The sequence below is a fragment of the Sphingomonas sp. HMP6 genome (assembly GCF_013374095.1).
Taxonomy (GTDB): Bacteria; Pseudomonadota; Alphaproteobacteria; order Sphingomonadales; family Sphingomonadaceae; genus Sphingomonas.
Genome location: NZ_AP022672.1, coordinates 3,409,687 through 3,427,257, shown reverse-complemented (window position 1 = coordinate 3,427,257; position 17,571 = coordinate 3,409,687). Strand labels below are relative to the sequence as shown.

General features: G+C 64.9%; 14 protein-coding genes. 7 read left to right on the top strand and 7 right to left on the bottom strand.

The annotated features are described in order from the left end of the window. Positions 1–65: 65 nt before the first annotated feature. The 3 genes from HMP06_RS16780 to sppA are packed head-to-tail and all read right to left on the bottom strand — an operon-like array spanning position 66 to position 2,911. A complete protein-coding gene (locus HMP06_RS16780) occupies positions 66–365 on the bottom strand; it encodes a GIY-YIG nuclease family protein (protein ID WP_176498116.1) in 300 nt (99 codons plus the stop codon). 58 nt (positions 366–423) lie between these two features. Continuing rightward, positions 424–1,008 (bottom strand): GNAT family N-acetyltransferase, encoded by a 585-nt coding sequence (locus HMP06_RS16775; RefSeq protein ID WP_176498115.1) that lies wholly within the window; start codon positions 1,006–1,008, stop codon positions 424–426. A 22-nt stretch (positions 1,009–1,030) separates the two neighbouring features. Beyond that, the gene (sppA, locus tag HMP06_RS16770) at positions 1,031–2,911 is read right to left on the bottom strand and encodes a signal peptide peptidase SppA (protein ID WP_176498114.1); all 1,881 of its coding nucleotides are present in this window, start codon (positions 2,909–2,911) and stop codon (positions 1,031–1,033) included. Positions 2,912–3,124: 213 nt separating this feature from the next. Between sppA and groES the strand changes: the two genes are divergently transcribed. After that, entirely contained in the window at positions 3,125–3,412 is a 288-nt protein-coding gene (gene groES / locus HMP06_RS16765; RefSeq protein ID WP_176498113.1) for a co-chaperone GroES, read from the top strand. A 54-nt stretch (positions 3,413–3,466) separates the two neighbouring features. After that, positions 3,467–5,110 (top strand): chaperonin GroEL, encoded by a 1,644-nt coding sequence (gene groL, locus HMP06_RS16760; RefSeq protein WP_176498112.1) that lies wholly within the window; start codon positions 3,467–3,469, stop codon positions 5,108–5,110. A 207-nt stretch (positions 5,111–5,317) separates the two neighbouring features. Here groL and HMP06_RS16755 read toward each other — a convergent pair whose 3' ends face one another. The 3 genes from HMP06_RS16755 to HMP06_RS16745 form a co-directional block, all read right to left on the bottom strand. Then, on the bottom strand, positions 5,318–5,836 hold the full coding sequence (locus HMP06_RS16755) for a hypothetical protein (protein ID WP_176498111.1): 519 nt from the start codon (positions 5,834–5,836) through the stop codon (positions 5,318–5,320). A 62-nt stretch (positions 5,837–5,898) separates the two neighbouring features. Then, positions 5,899–6,402, bottom strand: a complete 504-nt coding sequence (locus tag HMP06_RS16750; RefSeq protein ID WP_176498110.1) for a GNAT family N-acetyltransferase — start codon at positions 6,400–6,402, stop codon at positions 5,899–5,901. Between the two features lie 141 nt (positions 6,403–6,543). Beyond that, entirely contained in the window at positions 6,544–7,623 is a 1,080-nt protein-coding gene (locus HMP06_RS16745) for a mannose-1-phosphate guanylyltransferase/mannose-6-phosphate isomerase (RefSeq protein WP_176498109.1), read from the bottom strand. Between the two features lie 192 nt (positions 7,624–7,815). On the opposite strand from HMP06_RS16745, the gene HMP06_RS16740 reads away from it, so the two are divergent. The 5 genes from HMP06_RS16740 to HMP06_RS16720 all read left to right on the top strand — a co-directional run bounded on the left by HMP06_RS16740 (position 7,816) and on the right by HMP06_RS16720 (position 15,626). Next, positions 7,816–9,204 (top strand): TIGR03013 family XrtA/PEP-CTERM system glycosyltransferase, encoded by a 1,389-nt coding sequence (locus HMP06_RS16740; RefSeq protein WP_176498108.1) that lies wholly within the window; start codon positions 7,816–7,818, stop codon positions 9,202–9,204. Between the two features lie 4 nt (positions 9,205–9,208). Beyond that, positions 9,209–11,272, top strand: a complete 2,064-nt coding sequence (gene prsK / locus HMP06_RS16735; RefSeq protein ID WP_176498107.1) for an XrtA/PEP-CTERM system histidine kinase PrsK — start codon at positions 9,209–9,211, stop codon at positions 11,270–11,272. Between the two features lie 117 nt (positions 11,273–11,389). Next, a complete protein-coding gene (prsR, locus tag HMP06_RS16730; RefSeq protein ID WP_176498106.1) occupies positions 11,390–12,739 on the top strand; it encodes a PEP-CTERM-box response regulator transcription factor in 1,350 nt (449 codons plus the stop codon). Next, on the top strand, positions 12,732–14,777 hold the full coding sequence (locus tag HMP06_RS16725; protein ID WP_176498105.1) for a tetratricopeptide repeat protein: 2,046 nt from the start codon (positions 12,732–12,734) through the stop codon (positions 14,775–14,777). The genes prsR and HMP06_RS16725 overlap by 8 nt, the downstream gene beginning before the upstream one ends. A gap of 33 nt (positions 14,778–14,810) precedes the next feature. Then, positions 14,811–15,626, top strand: a complete 816-nt coding sequence (locus tag HMP06_RS16720) for an ATP-binding protein (protein ID WP_176498104.1) — start codon at positions 14,811–14,813, stop codon at positions 15,624–15,626. 32 nt (positions 15,627–15,658) lie between these two features. On the opposite strand, the gene HMP06_RS16715 is transcribed toward HMP06_RS16720, so the two are convergent. Then, positions 15,659–17,452 carry an ABC-F family ATP-binding cassette domain-containing protein gene (locus tag HMP06_RS16715; protein ID WP_176498103.1) on the bottom strand — a complete coding sequence of 598 codons (1,794 nt, stop codon included), beginning with the start codon at positions 17,450–17,452 and terminating at the stop codon, positions 15,659–15,661. Positions 17,453–17,571 lie beyond the last annotated feature (119 nt).

Sequence of the window (17,571 nt, the reverse complement as noted above, 5' to 3'; positions counted from 1 at the left end):
GCCTTAGCGAAGCGGGGCCAGTCTTGCTAGTTCCCCGGCGGAGGCCGGGGCCCAGTCGCGCGCCCTTATGCAATCGTGCGCAGCGCCTCGTACAAATCTTCCCATTCCGGATTGAGCCCTTCGATTTCGCGGATTTTCCAGGCGCGCTTCCATTCCTTCATCTGGCGTTCGCGGATCCGCGCGGACTCGATAGAGTCGCAGGCTTCGTACCAGACGAGCAGGTAGCATTCGTAGCGTTTGGTGAAGCCCTCAACCAACCCGTTACGATGTTCCCACGCGCGCTTCACGAGATCGCTGGTGGCACCAAGGTAGATGGTGCCGTTACGGCGGTTCGCCATGATGTAAACGAAGCCCGGTTTCTCCACCCACTGCCTCCGCCACTGGACCCCGGCCTTCGCCGGGGAACATCATCACGCCGCTACCTCACCAATCCCACACCATCCCGGTCTCGCTGAACGGTTTCGGCTCCATCGGCGGCATCGTCGCGTCGTTGAGTTCACATTGCCAGAAGCCGACGTCGATCCAGCGCCCGTCTTTATAGCCGACCTCGCGCATTACCCCGGCACGCTTGAAACCTACCGATTCGTGGAGCCGGATCGAATGATCATTGGGCAGGGCAATCACGCCGATCGCATGGGTAAAGCCCTGCGCGCGCACGGTGTCGATCAGCGCGTCGTACAATTGCCGCCCGTTGCCGCGCCCGGCAGTACCCTCGAGCAGATAGACGGTCGTCTCTATCGTGTAGCGATACGCCGGGCGATCGCGGAAGGCCGAGGCATAAGCGTAGCCGAGCAGTTCCCCGCCCTCGACCGCGGTCGCGACCAGCCACGGATATTTGCCCTCGGACGCCGCCATCCGCTGCCGCATCACATGTTCGGTGGGTGCCTTGAGCTCGAACGAGACGGTGCCGCGCTCGACATAGGGCCGGTAGATCGCGGCGATCGCGGCGGCATCATCGGGCGTGGCGGGCCGCACCGCGATCTGAATCGGGGCCTTGTCCACGCTCATCGGCCGACCGTTGGGCGGACGCTCACAATCCAACCCTTGCCAGCACCAGATCGACCAGCCGCGCATCACCCGCGCGCGGCGGATTGCCGCCCAGACCATCGCACTCCAGGCACCGCGCCTGGATGGCGGCCCCCGTGCCGATCCGCTTCACATCGCCCAGCGCGCGCGCGAACACCGCACGCCGCTCGGCCGCCATTCGCGTGAAGGCATCGCCGGCCGACGTGTCCTCGTCATCCTTATTCGATTCGAGGATTTGCTCGAAGAATTTCGCCCAGGCGCTCGGCTTCTTTTCGAGATATTCGGCATGGACGTCCTCGGGCTTGAGGCCGGCACGCTTCGCCGCCTCGGCGATCGCATCGTTCAGCCCGCCGAAACGATCGACCAGACGGATCTGCCGCGCCGTCCCGCCATCCCACACGCGACCCTGGCCGATCTCATCGACGCGCGTCGTGCTCAGCTTGCGCGCATTCGCCACGCGCGTGATGAACTGGCGATAGCCATTCTCGATCCCCGCCTGGAAGATCGCATCGGTCTCCGGGTTGGTCCCGCCGTAAATGTCCGGCTGGCCCGACAACGGCGTGGTCTTCACCCCGTCGGTGGTGAGCCCGATTTTCTTCAGCGTATTCTCGAAGGTCGGGATGATGCCGAAAATGCCGATCGATCCGGTGATCGTCGTCGGCTCGGCGAAGATCACGTCGCCAGCGGTCGCGACCCAATAGCCGCCCGATGCCGCCACGCTGCCCATCGAAATGACGATCGGCAATTTTTGCGCCTTCGCTTCCTGGATCGCGTTGCGCATATCTTCGGATGCCAGCGCCGATCCGCCCGGCGAATCGACGCGAACGACCAGCGCCTTCAGATCCTTCTTGGCGAGCGCATCGAGCATAAGCTTGACGATCGTATCGGCGCCGACGCTGCCGCCGTTCGATTTGCCATCGACGATATCGCCCGCGATCGTCAGCACGCCGATCTTGCTGCCATTGGTCGGCAAGGGGTTATCCGCGACATAGGCCGCGTACTTGATCGTCTTGAAACTGCCAGCGACCTTCTTGTCGTCGACCCCGGCAAGCTGCGCCACGCGCTTGCCGAAATCGAGCCGCGTGCCAAGCTTGTCGACCAGACCAGCATCGAGATTGGCCTTGGCGATGTCGCCTTGTGCGGCGGTGATCACCGCGCCCGGCGTGGTCAGAAACGGCTGGAACTTGGCCTTGGGCCGCGCCTTGGCGACGGCCTCCTGCCAATTTGCGAAGAGCACTTCGTACAGCTTGACCACTTCTTCCTTCGCCTCGGGAGAGGCTTCGGTGCGGGTATAAGGCTCGACGAACGACTTGTACTTGCCGACACGGTAGACGTGCGCGTTAACGCCGAGCTTGTCGATCAAGCCCTTGTAATACAGCTGCGATCCGCCCGGACCCATGAAGAGCGTGCCGCCCATCGGGCTCATCCAGATCTCGCTCGCATTGGCGGCCAGCCGATACGCGGAATCGGTATAGGCGGTGGCATAGGCCAGCACCGGCTTCTTGGCATCGCGCACGCGGCGGATGGCGTTCGCCACTTCATCGACTGCCGCCGGATAGCCGCCACCGAACGAATCGAGATCGAGGACCACCACTTTAACGCGATCGTCCTTGGCAGCCTTGTCGAGCGTACGTACGACATCGCGCAGGCGGAATTCGCTGGGGGCTCCACCGCTGCTGAAGCCGGCGAACGGGTCGGCCATAGCCGGCTGCTCGACGATCGCTCCGTTAAGCTTGAGCACCAGCGCGCCATCGCGGACCGCAACCGTGCTGGGCTTGCTCGAAAGCCCGGCGAACAGCAGACCGAAAAACAACAGCATCGCGATCAGGACGAGCCCGTCCTTGATGCCGACCAGAATCTTCCATGCGCCCCGTACGAGTTTCACTTGGCCGCTCCCTGCTTGGCGCAAATACGCCCTATCGCTAGGGCAAGCACGGACACGAGTAAATGCGTGTTGCGTCCCTAACACGCATTATTTTTTGTCCCGCAATGGATGCGCCGACCGGTTGACGCCGGACCTGGGCGACATCATATGAGCCCTGCTGGCACTCACCACAGGCGAGTGCTAACAACCGATCATTACAGAAGGACTTCGCGCATGAACTTTCGTCCGTTGCACGACCGCGTCCTCGTCCGCCGCGTAGAGGCAGAAGAGAAGACCGCAGGCGGGATCATCATCCCGGAAACCGCCAAGGAAAAGCCGCAGGAAGGCGAAGTCGTCGCCACCGGCACCGGCACGCGCGCCGACGATGGCAAGATCACGCCGCTCGACGTCAAGGCTGGCGACAAGATCCTTTTCGGCAAATGGTCCGGCACCGAGGTCAAGGTCGACGGTGAAGACCTGCTGATCATGAAGGAATCCGACATCCTCGGGATCGTCGGCTAACCCCTTCCGAGCACAACTTTCACAACTTTCCACATTTGAAAGGGTAGCCTCACCATGGCATCCAAGGACGTAAAATTCGGGCGTGACGCCCGCGAACGTATTCTGCGTGGCGTGGACATCCTCGCCGACGCCGTGAAGGTCACGCTGGGGCCAAAGGGCCGCAACGTCGTGATCGACAAGAGCTATGGCGCACCGCGCATCACCAAGGACGGCGTCACCGTCGCCAAGGAAATCGAGCTCAAGGACAAGTTTGAGAACATGGGCGCGCAGATGCTGCGCGAAGTGGCCTCCAAGACCAACGACGTCGCCGGCGACGGCACGACCACTGCGACCGTATTGGCGCAGGCGATCGTCCGCGAAGGCATGAAGTCGGTTGCGGCCGGCATGAACCCGATGGACCTGAAGCGCGGCATCGACCTTGCAGTCGTCGAAGTCGTCAAGGATCTCCAGGCGCGTTCCAAGCCCGTCTCGGGCACCAAGGAAATCGCCCAGGTCGGCATCATCTCGGCAAACGGCGACACCGTCGTCGGCGAGAAGATCGCTGAAGCGATGGAGAAGGTCGGCAAGGAAGGCGTCATCACGGTCGAGGAAGCCAAGGGTCTCGAGTTCGAACTCGACGTCGTCGAAGGCATGCAGTTCGACCGTGGTTATCTCTCGCCTTACTTCATCACCAACCCCGAGAAGATGTCGGTCGAGCTTCAGGATCCCTACATCCTGATCCACGAGAAGAAGCTGTCGAACCTGCAGGCGATGCTCCCGATCCTGGAAGCCGTCGTTCAGTCGGGCCGTCCGCTCCTGATCATCGCCGAGGACATTGAGGGTGAGGCTCTGGCCACGCTCGTCGTCAACAAGCTGCGCGGCGGCCTGAAGGTCGCAGCGGTCAAGGCACCGGGCTTCGGTGATCGTCGCAAGGCGATGCTCGAGGACATCGCGATCCTGACCAAGGGCGAGATGATCTCGGAAGACCTCGGCATCAAGCTCGAGTCGGTCACGATCGGCATGCTCGGCACCGCCAAGCGCGTCACGATCGACAAGGACAACACCGTCATTGTCGACGGTGCCGGTGATCACGAAGCGATCAAGGGCCGCACCGATGCGATCCGTCAGCAGATCGAAAACACCACGTCGGATTACGACAAGGAGAAGCTCCAGGAGCGTCTCGCGAAGCTGGCTGGCGGCGTTGCTGTCATCAAGGTCGGCGGTTCGTCGGAAGTCGAAGTCAAGGAGCGCAAGGACCGCGTCGACGACGCGCTGCACGCAACCCGCGCAGCCGTTGAAGAAGGCATCGTCCCCGGCGGCGGCACGGCTCTGCTGTACGCCACCAAGTGCCTCGACGGCATGACCGGTGCGAACGAAGACCAGACGCGCGGCATCGACATCGTCCGCAAGTCGCTGACGTCGCTGGTCCGCCAGATCGCACAGAATGCGGGCCATGATGGCGCCGTCGTCTCGGGCAAGCTGCTTGATGGCAACGACACCACGATGGGCTTCAACGCTGCGACCGACACGTACGAGAACCTCGTCGAAGCCGGCGTGATCGACCCGACCAAGGTCGTCCGCACCGCGCTGCAGAACGCGGCGTCGGTCTCGGGCCTGCTCATCACGACCGAAGCGGCCGTGTCCGAGATGCCTGAAGACAAGCCTGCCATGCCGATGGGCGGCGGCGGCATGGGCGGCATGGGCGGTATGGACTTCTGAGCCAACGCGGCCTGGAATAGCGCGCGCTATTCCAGGACTCGCGTGGCGCCGGCCGGCGGGTCGGCGACCTTGGTCGTCGAACCCGTCCGACGAGCACCGGCTTTGCCGGTGCTGGAAGCTCGCACCATCCCAGCCCCAAAGCTGGACCAACGAAAAGGGCCGGGGATCACTCCCCGGCCCTTTCTCGTTCCGCCTATCGTTCAACCGTCACGACAACTCTTGCACGTCGTTGACCGCCTCGCGCGTCGGGGCTGCGGGCACGCCGCAGCGGCGCGCTTGTCCGATGCCCTTCAGATACGCACGCCGCACCGATCCGCCATAGACCGCCGCCTCAACCCGGCGCTGCTGCTTGTCGGCGCCGGTGATCACGCGCACGAGGCCGAGACCCGGGATCAGCGTATTGACCGCCGTCCGCGCCGCGACCGCCGCCATTTCGGACCGCTCGTTCTTGGTGACCTCCGGCGCATCGACGTCGCGGCCAAGCGCCTGATCGAGCCGCCGCACTTCGCCCGCGATCGATTTGCAGGTCCGCGTATTAACCGAAGAATAGGGTGCCGACGCCGCAAGTTGCAGGATTTCGGGAATCTTTTCATCCTTGATCCGCGTGTCCCGCAGCGGCTGGGTAACGGCCTTGCCGAGGCTGCTTTCTTGCGGCGCGCCGGCCTGTGCCGCCACGGGCGTCAGCATGATCGCCATCAATGTCGTCGTAAGGGTTATCCGTCGCATCGTCGCTTCCCGTATAATGTCCACCTGATGACGCGCATCGATGGCATTTTGTTCCGGATGCGCTACGATATCGCCGCTGCCACTGCGTGCCGGATTGGATACAGCATAGCGACGTTGCATCGCGCATAGCGCGTACCGAACTCCGCCATGATCGCCGCATCGTGCACGAAGCCGAGCTTTTCGTAGAGATGGATCGCCGCCGCGCTTTTCGCGTTGCTCAGCAGATACAACCGCTCAGCCCCCATATCGTGCGCACGCGCGATGACCGCGTGCAGCAGGAACTCCCCCGCTTTGCGCCCCCGCGCCGATTCCAGCACACCCATCTTGGTCAGCTCGAACTGGCACTCGCCGGTCTTTTGCAGCGCGCACGCCCCGACGATGCCCAGGCCCTCGGCCTCGACGAACAGAATATCGCCGCCGCCATCGACGATCCGCGCACGCGGGTTTTCGAGCACGTCGCGGTCGGTCTGCTCCAGCGTATACATCGCGCCGATCCACGCCGCGTTGATATCGTGGAAGGCCTGCGCGAGGTCGTCACGGAAGGGGTGGATTTTAAGCGCGGGCATGCGAGAGACTAACCCGGTTTAACGCCGCGGCAAAGCATGTCCCGAGCATCTGCCTTGCAGGCAGCCGAAGGGCCGCGTCGTCGGTCGGTGCGGAGGCACCGCCGTCCGGGGTCGCAGCTGCGCCGCCTCGGCGTAGCTGCGCTAAGCCTTGGCTTCGCTCGCCTTCATCTTCTCGATCAGCGCTTTCACCTCTTGGCTGCGCCCGCGCGGGAGAATCAGCACGTCGTCGCCGCTCGCCACCACGATCAGATCCGTGACGCCGACCATCGCGATCCGGATTCCGTCGCTGCGCACCAGACAATTGGCGGTATCGATCGCGATCACCGCGCCGCCCTCGCCCGTGGCATGAGCGTTTCCGTCGGCATCCAAATCGCTGATCTCGTGCAGCGCGTCCCAACTGCCGAGGTCGCTCCAGCCCATGCTCACGGGCACGACGGCGACTCGGTCCGCCTTTTCCATCACGGCATAATCGATCGAATCGGACGGTGCCGTGGCGAATGCTTCGGCATCGGGATAGATGCGCCCGCCCTCCCGTCGCGCAGCACCCATAGCCTGCTGACACGCCGCCAGCATCGCGGGGCCATACGTCGCCAGCGCACCAAGATAGGCATCGGCGCGGAACAGGAAGATGCCGCCATTCCACGCATGATCGCCCGCCGCGAGCATCGCTTCTGCGGCATCGCGCGGCGGTTTCTCGACGAAGCTCGCGACGCGGTGAACCCCGCCCGAGATCTCAGGCCCGACCTTGATCCAGCCATAGCCCGTCTCAGGCGCGTGCGGATCGATGCCGAAAGTGACGAGCCAGCCCTCCTCCACCAACGGCAACGCCGCGTGGATCGCGGCGTGGAACGCGGCAACATCGGCGATGACATGGTCGGACGGCATCACCAGCAACGGTGCCGCTCCGCCACCCGCCGCAATCGCCGCCAGCGCAATCGCGGGCGCAGTGTTGCGGCCGACGGGCTCGAGGATCAGCGCTTGGGGTGCCGCATCGACGGCATGCAATTGCGCCTCGACCATGGCTGCATGCTGGGCATTGGCGACCACGATCGGCGCGGCGAAGCTATCGCCTCGCGCGCGCTGCACCGTGAGCTGCAACATCGTCTCCTGCGCGGTGAGCGCGAGCATTTGCTTGGGCATGGCCGGCGTCGACATCGGCCACAGCCGCGTACCCGATCCGCCCGACAAGATGACAGGAACGATCGGCGTCGAATGCGGCATGCTGGAAATCCTCCGGTTCGCCCCCGCTGTAGCGCGGTTGCGGCGCTAGCGTAACTGTCGTGGATCAAGTGCGATCCCGCGCCCCCACCCGCGTTCAACCTTTCTTTGTCAATTTCTGCGACATCGGATCGGTCGGTGTCGGTTTTCTTGACAGCGGCCGCGGCAACCGAAGCCGCAAACAAGGCGCACACGATGATCAGGGTGTTCAAACATTATATCCCCAATGCCGTGCTGTTGCTCGGCCTGTTCGATCTCGTACTGCTGATCGTGGCGGGCGAAATCGGCTATACGCTTCGGATGGGGCAAGTGGCGTTGCCCACCACCCCGGTTGCGACGCGCATTCCGCAGCTCCTCACCTTCGCCGGCAGCGTCGAACTGGCGATGATCGCCGTTGGCGTTTACGGCGCAGGGGCGCTTCAGTCGCTGCGCTATGCGACGGCGCGGCTGCTGGTGGCCATTTCGCTCGGCGTCATTTTCCTGAGTGTCATCTACTTCCTTCTCCCGGCCGCCACCTTCTGGCGCTCGAACCTGTTGTATTCGATGGGCATCGCCGCGGTGCTGTTGATCGCGCTGCGCGTTCTGGTCGGCAAGATGATCGGCGGTCAGGCGTTCAAGCGGCGCGTCGTCGTGCTGGGTGCGGGTGCCCGTGCGGCCCGCCTGAAGGCGCTCGCACAGACACCCGGCGCTGGCTTTGTCGTGGTCGGCTATATCTCGATGAGCGAACCGGCCCGCGTCATTCCCGAAGCGATCGCGCGCGATGCGATCTACAATCTCGCCGACCATGTCGTGCTGCTCAACGCGAGCGAAGTCGTGCTGGCCTTGGAGGAGCGTCGCAATGCGCTGCCGCTGAAGGATCTGCTCCGGATCAAGACGACCGGCGTCCACGTCAACGAAATCTCGACCTTCCTGGAACGCGAAACGGGTCGAGTCGATCTGCAGAGCGTCAATCCGAGCTGGCTGATCTTTTCCGACGGATTCTCGAGCGGACGGATGCTGTCGAGCATCTTCAAACGCCTGTTCGACATCACCGCCAGCCTGATCCTGCTGACGTTCGCGCTTCCGCTGATCATCGTGACGGCAATCGCGATCAGGCTGGAGAGCAAGGGGCCGGCTTTCTATCGTCAGCGTCGCGTCGGACTGTACGGAGTCGGCTTCGATTGCGTGAAGCTGCGCTCGATGCGGCAGGATGCCGAGGTCGCCGGGCAAGCGGTGTGGGCCGAAAAGGACGATCCGCGCATCACGCGCATCGGCCGCATCATCCGCAAGCTGCGGATCGACGAATTACCGCAGACCTGGTCGGTGCTGAAGGGTGAGATGAGCTTTGTCGGCCCGCGGCCCGAACGCCCGCAATTCGTCGAGGATCTGGAACAGCAGCTCAATTATTATGCCGAGCGGCACATGGTGAAGCCCGGCATTACCGGCTGGGCGCAGATCAATTATCCCTACGGCGCATCGATCGAAGACAGCCGCCAGAAGCTCGAATACGACCTCTATTACGCGAAAAACTACTCGCCGTTTCTTGATGTGCTGATCCTGCTGCAGACGATCCGCGTCGTGCTGTGGCCCGAGGGTGCGCGGTAAGGCGATGACCGGCCCCGCCACCCTCATCCTGTGGAGCCACGCGCTCGCCGCCTTGCTGTTCGCGGGCGTCGCGCTGTCGCGGCTGCGCGCCGATGGGGTCACGGCGGCAACCGCGCTGCCGCGCCTGACCTTCGTTGTCGCGCTGGGCACGACCGCCCTGTGGGCGCTGGCAGTGTCCGGCATCGGCGCAACCGATGTCGTGACCCGCATTGCCGAGGCAGCGCGCAATCTTGCCTGGCTCGGCTTCATGTATGCACTCGTGCGGCGCGATCGACGTGCGCAGGAGCATCGCGCCGTGGCGATCATCTACGGCGTCGTGACGTTAGTTGTGCTGGTCGGCGCCGGGCTATCGATAATCGAGGAAGCCGTCGGCGCGGCCGCGGTACCGCCGCTTGTCGCCGTTGGCGTGGTGTTGCGGATGATGGTCGCAATCGGCGCTTTGCTATTGGTGCACCATCTCTACACCGCCGTCGCGCCACGCGCGCGGGGCGGAATCCGGCTGGTGGTCGTGGCGCTGTCTGCAATGTGGGGTGTCGATCTGCTGCTCTACGCTGCGCTGTACGCCAGCGACTCCTGGCCGAGCGCGCTGCTTGCGGGACGCGGGTGCGTCATGGCACTGGCCGCGCCGGTCTTCGCCATCGCCGTGCAGCGCAATGGTGACTGGACGCTGCATTTGTCGCGCACGGTCGCATGGCAGACGCTCTCCTTTGCCGCGACCCTGCTTTACGCTGCACTGATGCTTGCCGCGACCAGCATGATCGCGAGCGTCAGTGGCGAGAACGCCCGGCTGTGGCAGACCGCGTTCGTGTTCGGGTCGACTGCCGCGGGCCTGACGATCCTGTCCTCGCCATGGGTAAAGGCGTGGACCAAGGTCAAGGTCGCCAAGCACCTCTTCCGCCATCGTTACGATTACCGCGTCGAGTGGATCCGCTTCACCGACACGCTCGGAAAGCCCGACGGGGCGGCCCCGCTCGACGAACGGATCGTCAAGGCGGTCGCCGACCTCACCGATTCACCCGCCGGCCTGTTGCTCGTGCCCGACGGCCTCGGCCTCGGCGTCGGCGCGGGATGGAATTGGGAGGGCGCGAGTGCGGGCATCGACGCACGGCTCGTCGCCTACCTTTCCGCCAGCGGTCGGATCGTCGAGCTGGATAGCGTGCGTACGGATACTGCCGAGCCGGTCGAGACCGCGAGCGTGCCGATGTGGATGCTCGACGCCGATGGCTGGGTCCTCGTGCCGTTGCTCCATCTTGGGCGCTTGCAGGGCGCGATCCTGCTGGCGCGGCCCCTGGTCGACCGCGCGCTTGACTGGGAGGATTTCGATCTGCTGCGGATCGCCGGGCGGCAGGTCGCCAGCTATCTGGCCGAGGCGCGCGCGCAGGAAGCCTTGGCCGAGGCGGAGCGCTTCGACGAATTCAACCGCCGCTTCGCCTTCATCCTGCACGACATTAAAAATCTCGTCAGCCAGTTGACGCTGGTCGCCCGCAATGCCGAACGCCATGCCGACAATCCCGCCTTCCGCGCCGACATGGTCGCGACGCTGCAGGAATCGGCCGGCCGCATGAATGATCTGCTCGCGCGCCTGTCGCAGAACCACCGCGCGCGCGGCGAGGATTTGCGTGCGGTTGATCTGTTCCCGCTGGCAGAACAGGTCGCGGCACGGCGGCGGTCGCAGCATCCGATCGTGGTGATCGGCACGCCGGGCGTCCTCGCTCAAGCCGATCCGGCGCGGCTCGAGCAATTGCTCGGCCATCTCGTCCAGAATGCGATCGAGGCGAGTCCGCCGACCGAACCCGTTACCATATCACTGGTCACCGAGGGGCAAACGGTCGTGCTGTCGGTGATCGATCAGGGTTGCGGTATGACGCCGGCCTTCTTGCGCGACCAATTGTTCAAGCCGTTCGTATCGTCCAAGCCGGGCGGATTCGGCATCGGTGCCTTCGAGGCGAAGCAATTGGCCGAGGCGATGGGCGGGACCGTCGCGGTCGACAGCCGCTCCGGCGACGGCACGATTTTCCGCGTGATGCTGCCGGCGGCACGCGCGCTCACGCTGGATCAGGCGGCGTGAGTCGTCTTCCGCACACCCCGTTCGCGCTCAGCCTGTCGAAGCGTCTGTCTCCACAGGCGATGACGCGGTTGGACGAGAGCGGGGCTTCGACAAGCTCAGCCCGAACGGATGTGGGTCATGACTAACAAACCCAAACTCCTGATCGTCGAGGACGATCTCGGCCTGCAGCGCCAGCTGCGCTGGGCGTATGAAGGCTATGAAGTCATCACCGCAGTCGATCGTGCAACCGCGCTCGATGCGGTGCGGGCGGAGGAGCCGGCCGTCGTGACGCTCGATCTCGGCCTGCCGCCCGACCCGGACGGCACGCGCGAAGGCTTTGCCACGCTTGCCGAAATCCTGCGGATCAAGCCCGATACGAAGGTGATCGTCGCCTCCGGCCACGGCGCGCGCGAAAGCGCATTGCAGGCGATTGCCGACGGCGCCTGGGATTTTTACGCGAAGCCGATCGATATCGACGCGCTCGGGCTGATCGTTGCGCGCGCCTTCCATGTCCATGCGCTGGAAAGCGAAAATCGGCGGCTCGCGGCGCGCGGGACAGGGGCGGGGCTGGGCGGGATGATCACCGCCGCACCTGAAATGCTAAAGGTCACGCGCACGATCGAACGTGTCGCGGGGGCCGATGTTTCGGTGATGCTGCTCGGCGCGAGCGGCACCGGCAAGGAACTGCTCGCGCGGGGCCTCCATGAAAGCAGTCCGCGCAGCAAGGGTGCGTTCGTCGCGATCAATTGCGCGGCGATCCCCGAAACGCTGCTCGAAAGCGAATTGTTCGGCCACGAAAAGGGCGCGTTTACCGGTGCGGTAAAAACCACCGAAGGCAAGATCGAACAAGCGCAGGGCGGCACGCTGTTCCTCGACGAGATCGGCGATGTGCCGCTGCCGCTGCAGGTCAAATTGCTGCGCTTCCTGCAGGAACGCACGATCGAGCGAATCGGCGGGCGCAAAGCGATTGCGGTCGATACGCGGATCGTCTGCGCGACGCATCAGGACGTCGACGCGATGGTCGCGGCGGGCAGCTTCCGCGAGGATTTGTACTACCGCCTCGCCGAGATCGTGGTGCGCATCCCGGCGCTCGCCGAGCGCAGCGGCGACGCCGTTTTGCTCGCGCAACACTTTCTCAAAAGCTATGCCAAGTCGATGCATTCTGGCGTCACCGGCCTCTCGCCCGATGCCCGCGCCGCGATTGCGGTCTGGGCCTGGCCCGGCAATGTTCGCGAGCTGGAAAACCGCATGAAGCGCGCGGTGATCATGGCCGAGGGAAAGCTCGTCACCGCCGCTGACCTCGATCTGGTCGCGGGCGAGGCCGAACCGCCGATCAATTTGCGCGCCGCGCGCGAGAGCGCCGACCGCTCGACCATCGCACAAGCGCTCGCCCGCGCCGACGGTAACATTTCCAACACCGCTAAGCTGTTAGGGGTGAGCCGTCCCACGTTGTACGACCTCTTGAAGAGCTATGATCTCCATGCGTAAGTCCTTCTCTCGTGTGATCGGCGGGATCGCCGCGGCGACCAGTGCGACGCTGCTTGCCATCGCCGCAACCGGATCGGCGCATGCCGACGCCGCGACCGCGCGCACCGCACTTGCGCTAAGCGTAGCGACGCTGAAGGCGGGTAACTACAGTGCTGCGCGCAGCCATGCCCAAGCCGCGATCAAGGCCGATCCGAGCTGGGGCCTCGCCCATGCCATGCTCGCGCGAAGCTTCCTCGCGCTCGGCGACGGCGTGGCCGCTGAGGGCGAACTCGACCGCGCGCGCGACGCCGGTTTCGATCCAGCGGCCTCGCATCAGCTGTATGCGCATGCATGGTTGCTGCAGGGCGACGCCAAGCGCGCGTTGGACGAAGCAATCAAGGCAGGCCCGCGTTACGCCGGTTATGCGATCCGCGTCGGGGCGCAGGCGCTGGCAGCGCAAGGCAATGTTGCGCACGCGCAGGATGCGCTGAACACGCTGATCGCCGCGGCGCCCAAGGATAGCTTCGCTTGGTCCGACCTGGCGCGCATCAAATACAATGCAGGCGATATGGCCGGGGCGATCGGCGCGGCGCAGCACGCGATCGATCTCGACTCCAACAATGTGGAAGCGCTCACGGTGCGCGGTGAATTGGTGCGGAGCCAATACGGCCTTGTTGCGGCGCTCCCCTGGTTCGAAAATGCGCTGGCGCATGACGCATATTATCATCCCGCGCTGATCGACTACGCCGCCACGCTCGGGGATGTCGGGCGCTATGCCGACATGCTCGACGCGACGCGCAAGGCGCTTGCCGCCCGTCCGGGCAGCCCGCAGGCGCTGTATCTTCAGGCGGTGCTGTCCGCACGTGCCGGCAATGATGATCTCGCCCGCTCGTTGCTGGAGCGCACCAAGGGGCAGCTCGACGGTACGCCGGGCGCGCTACTGCTGGCCGGTACACTCGCGTATAAGGCCGGTGCTTATCAGCAAGCGATCGACAATTGGCGCATGTTGGTGGGGCAGCAGCCGACCAACATCGTCGCACGGCGCTTGCTCGGCGCGGCGCTGCTGCGCTCGGGTGATCCGCGCGGCAGCCTCGACGTGCTGCGTCCGGTCGCGCTGCGGCCCGATGCTGACAGCTACACCTTGTCGCTCGTCGCGCGCGCGTTCGAACAAGCGGGCGAGCGCGATTGGGCGGCCAAATATCTCGACCGCTCGGCCATGCCGGAGGTCGTCGGATCGACCCCGTTCGGCAGCGACAGCGGCTTGCCCGCGCTGAGCCAGGCAGCGGCGAACGCCCCGGCAGAGCCGGTCGTGCAACTCGGCCTGATCCGCGGGCTGATCGATGCCGGGGATACCGCAGCGGCCTTGTCGCAAGCGCAAGCGCTGGTCCGGCTCACCCCCGGCGCACCGCAAGCGCACATCGCGGTCGGCGATACGCTGATGGCGATGAATCGCTATGGCGATGCCGCCGATGCTTACGCCAGAGCCGCCACCATCCGGTTCGACGAACCGACGATGCTGCGCGCGACCGACGCGCTCGATCGCGCCGGGCGGCGCGCCGAAGCGGCGAACGTGCTCGCGCTGTTCCTGTCGCAAAACCCGCAAAATGTCGCGGGGCAACGCCTGACCGCGCATTGGCAGATCGCTGGCGGCGATTGGGATGCCGTAATCGAGACGCTCGAATCCTTGCGCCAGCGGATCGGCAATCGCGACGCCGCGTTGCTCGCCGAATTGTCCTATGCCTACACGGGCGATGGCGATGCCGAGACCGGCCTCGTTTACGGCAAGGCGGCCTATGCGCTCGCACCGATGAACCCGGCGGCGACCGATGCCTATGGCTGGGCGCTCTACACGCAAGGCAAGAGCGAACCAGCGCTGCAATTGCTGGAGAAAGCGGCGTCGATCGCGCCCGATCATGCGGTGCTGCGCTGGCATCTGGGGCAGGCCTATGCCGATCTCAACCGCAAGACCGAAGCCGCGACGCAGATCCGCGCGGCGCTGGCCGATCCGAATTTCGGGGATCGCCTGGCGGCGGTCGCGGCGCTGAAGGTACTTGGCTAGCGAGGCCAGGCATCCCGCGCTACCAGCAAGTGCATGACCGATCCGCTTATCCGCATCGCCGAAGCCCTCGAACGCCTCGCACCACCCGTCGCCGTCGCCGCCGATCCCTTGGCGCAACCGGCCTATGTCTGGCGTGGCGCGGTGCTGGAGGGCGTACGCGACTTTCGCCCGCTGGCACTCGACCGGCTCCACGGGATCGACACGCAGAAGGCCGCGTTGCTCGACACGGTTCGCCATTTGGCGCAGCGCGCGGCCGCGCATGACGTGCTGCTGTGGGGCGCGCGCGGGTCGGGCAAGTCAGCGCTGGTGAAGGCCGTTGCCGGCGCGGTGCAGGCCGAGCGCGACGGTTCGCTCGCGCTCGTCGAGATCGTGACGCCACGGCTCGACACCCTGCCCGCCCTTTTCGCCCAGATCGCCGATCTACCGCGCGCGTTCCTGCTGTTCCTGGACGATCTTGGATTCGATGCCGCCGCCGACGGACGCGCGCTGCGCTCGATGCTCGATGGCGGGGCGGAGGCGCGGCCCGCCAATGCGCGATTGGTCGTCACCTCGAACCGCCGCCACCTCGTCCCGCGCGACATGATCGATCAACCAACGGCGATAAACCCGCGCGATGCCGCCGACGATGGCCTGGCGCTCGCCGACCGGTTCGGGCTGAGCCTCGGCTTCCACGTCGTCGATCAGGATGGCTATCTCGCGATCGTCGCGGGGTATGCACGGGCGCATGACTTGCCGTTCGACCCGACCGACGCGGTCGGCTGGGCGACGCGACGCGGCAGCCGTTCGGGGCGGGTGGCGTGGCATTACATCACCGATCTGGCCGGGCGGCACGGGCGGGCTTTGAAATAAATCAATCCTCCCCGGCACGGGGAGGAATTAGCTCACCCCTGCCCTTCGACCATTTCCGCCAACTCCAGCCACCGCAGTTCGGCGTTAGTCTTGTCCTCCTGCGCCTGGCCGATCGCTTCCATCAGCCGCTCGAACGCATCGGGGTCGCGGGTGTAGAGATCGGGATCTTCGAGCAACGCCTGATCGCGCGCAATCGCAGCGTCGAGCGCCTCGATCCGCTTGGGCAAAAGATCGTAATCGCGCTGATCCTTATAGGTCAGCTTGATCTTTGCACCCGGCGCGGACGCCGCAACCGGGGCAACGGCATTCTTGGCGATCGACCCGCGTTTGGTCGGCGCTTTGGCCTTGCGGCGGCGTTCCCAATCCTCATAGCCACCGGCCACGACATCGACCGTGCCGGAGCCGTCGAGCCCGAGCGTGATCGTCACGGTGCGATCGAGAAAGTCGCGATCGTGGCTGACGATCAGCACGGTGCCGTCATAATCGCCGATCACGTCCTGCAGCAGATCGAGCGTCTCGAGATCGAGATCGTTGGTCGGCTCGTCCAGCACCAGCAGATTGCTCGGCTTGGCGAATTCGCGCGCCAGCAGCAGGCGCGAACGCTCGCCACCCGACAGCGTGCCGATCTTCGCATCCAATACGCCGGGTTCGAACAGGAACTCCTTGAGATAGCCGATCACGTGCTTGCGGATGCCCTGCACCTCGACCCAGTCGCCGCCGTCCGCGAGCACGTCGCGGATCGTCTTGTCGGGTTCCATTTTGCTGCGCTGCTGATCGATCACGATCCGCTCGATCGTCTTGGCGAAGCGGATCGTGCCGCCGTCGGGCTCCAACTCGCCGGTCAACAGCTTGAGCAAGGTCGATTTGCCCGCGCCATTCGCGCCGACGATGCCGATCCGGTCGCGCCGCGTGACCTTCAGCGTCAAATCGCCGATGATCGTGCGCTCGCCGAACGCCTTGGAGATATGCTTGGCGTCGATCACGACCTTCGATTTGGCGTCGTCGGTGCCGATCGTGAGGTTAGCGGAGCCTTGCGGCCCCACCATCGACGCACGTTCGGCGCGCATCTCGACCAGCTTGGTCAGGCGACCCTGGTTGCGCTTGCGCCGCCCGGTGACCCCGCGCAGCAGCCAATGTTCCTCCAGCTTCAATTTCGCGTCGAGCTTCTCGGCATTGCGCGCTTCGTCGGCATAGACCGCCTCGGTCCAGGCATCGAACCCGCCAAAGCCGATCTCCGCGCGGCGCAAATTGCCACGGTCCATCCACAGCGTCTGCTTGGTCAGCTTGGTCAGGAAGGTGCGGTCATGGCTGATCACGACGAAGGCGCCGCGGAAGCGCTGGAGCCATTCCTCGATCCATTCGATCGCGCCGATGTCGAGATGGTTGGTCGGCTCGTCGAGCAACAGCACGTCGGGGTTCTGCGCGAAGGCGCGCACGATCGCGGCACGACGACGTTCGCCGCCCGACGCCTTGGCGGCTTCCCGCGTGAGGTCGATGCCGAGCTGGTCGGCAATCGCTTCCGCTTCATGCCGCTGCGGCGCATCGTCGCCCGACAGGACATAATCGGCGAGCGTCGAAAAGCCCGTCATCGCCGGTTCCTGTTCGAGCAGGATCACGCGCGTGCCCGGCACGATCGTGCGGCGGCCTTCATCCGAATCGATCTTGTTGCCGAGCAATTTCATCAGCGTGGTCTTGCCCGCGCCATTGCGCCCGATCAGCGCAAGCCGGTCGCGCGGGCCAACGTGAATATCGAGCCCACGAAAGAGCCAGCCCGAGCCTTGGATAACGCCGAGATTTTCATATGCGAGAATTGGTGCTGCTGCCATAGCGTGCGCGCCTAGCGATTTAGCGCAGCTAAATCGAGGCTAAAGCGCTCACCCGGCCGGCGCGGCCAGCAGCCGCGTCCGACGACGTGGCTTTGCCGCGACGGGGCCAGAACCCTGCA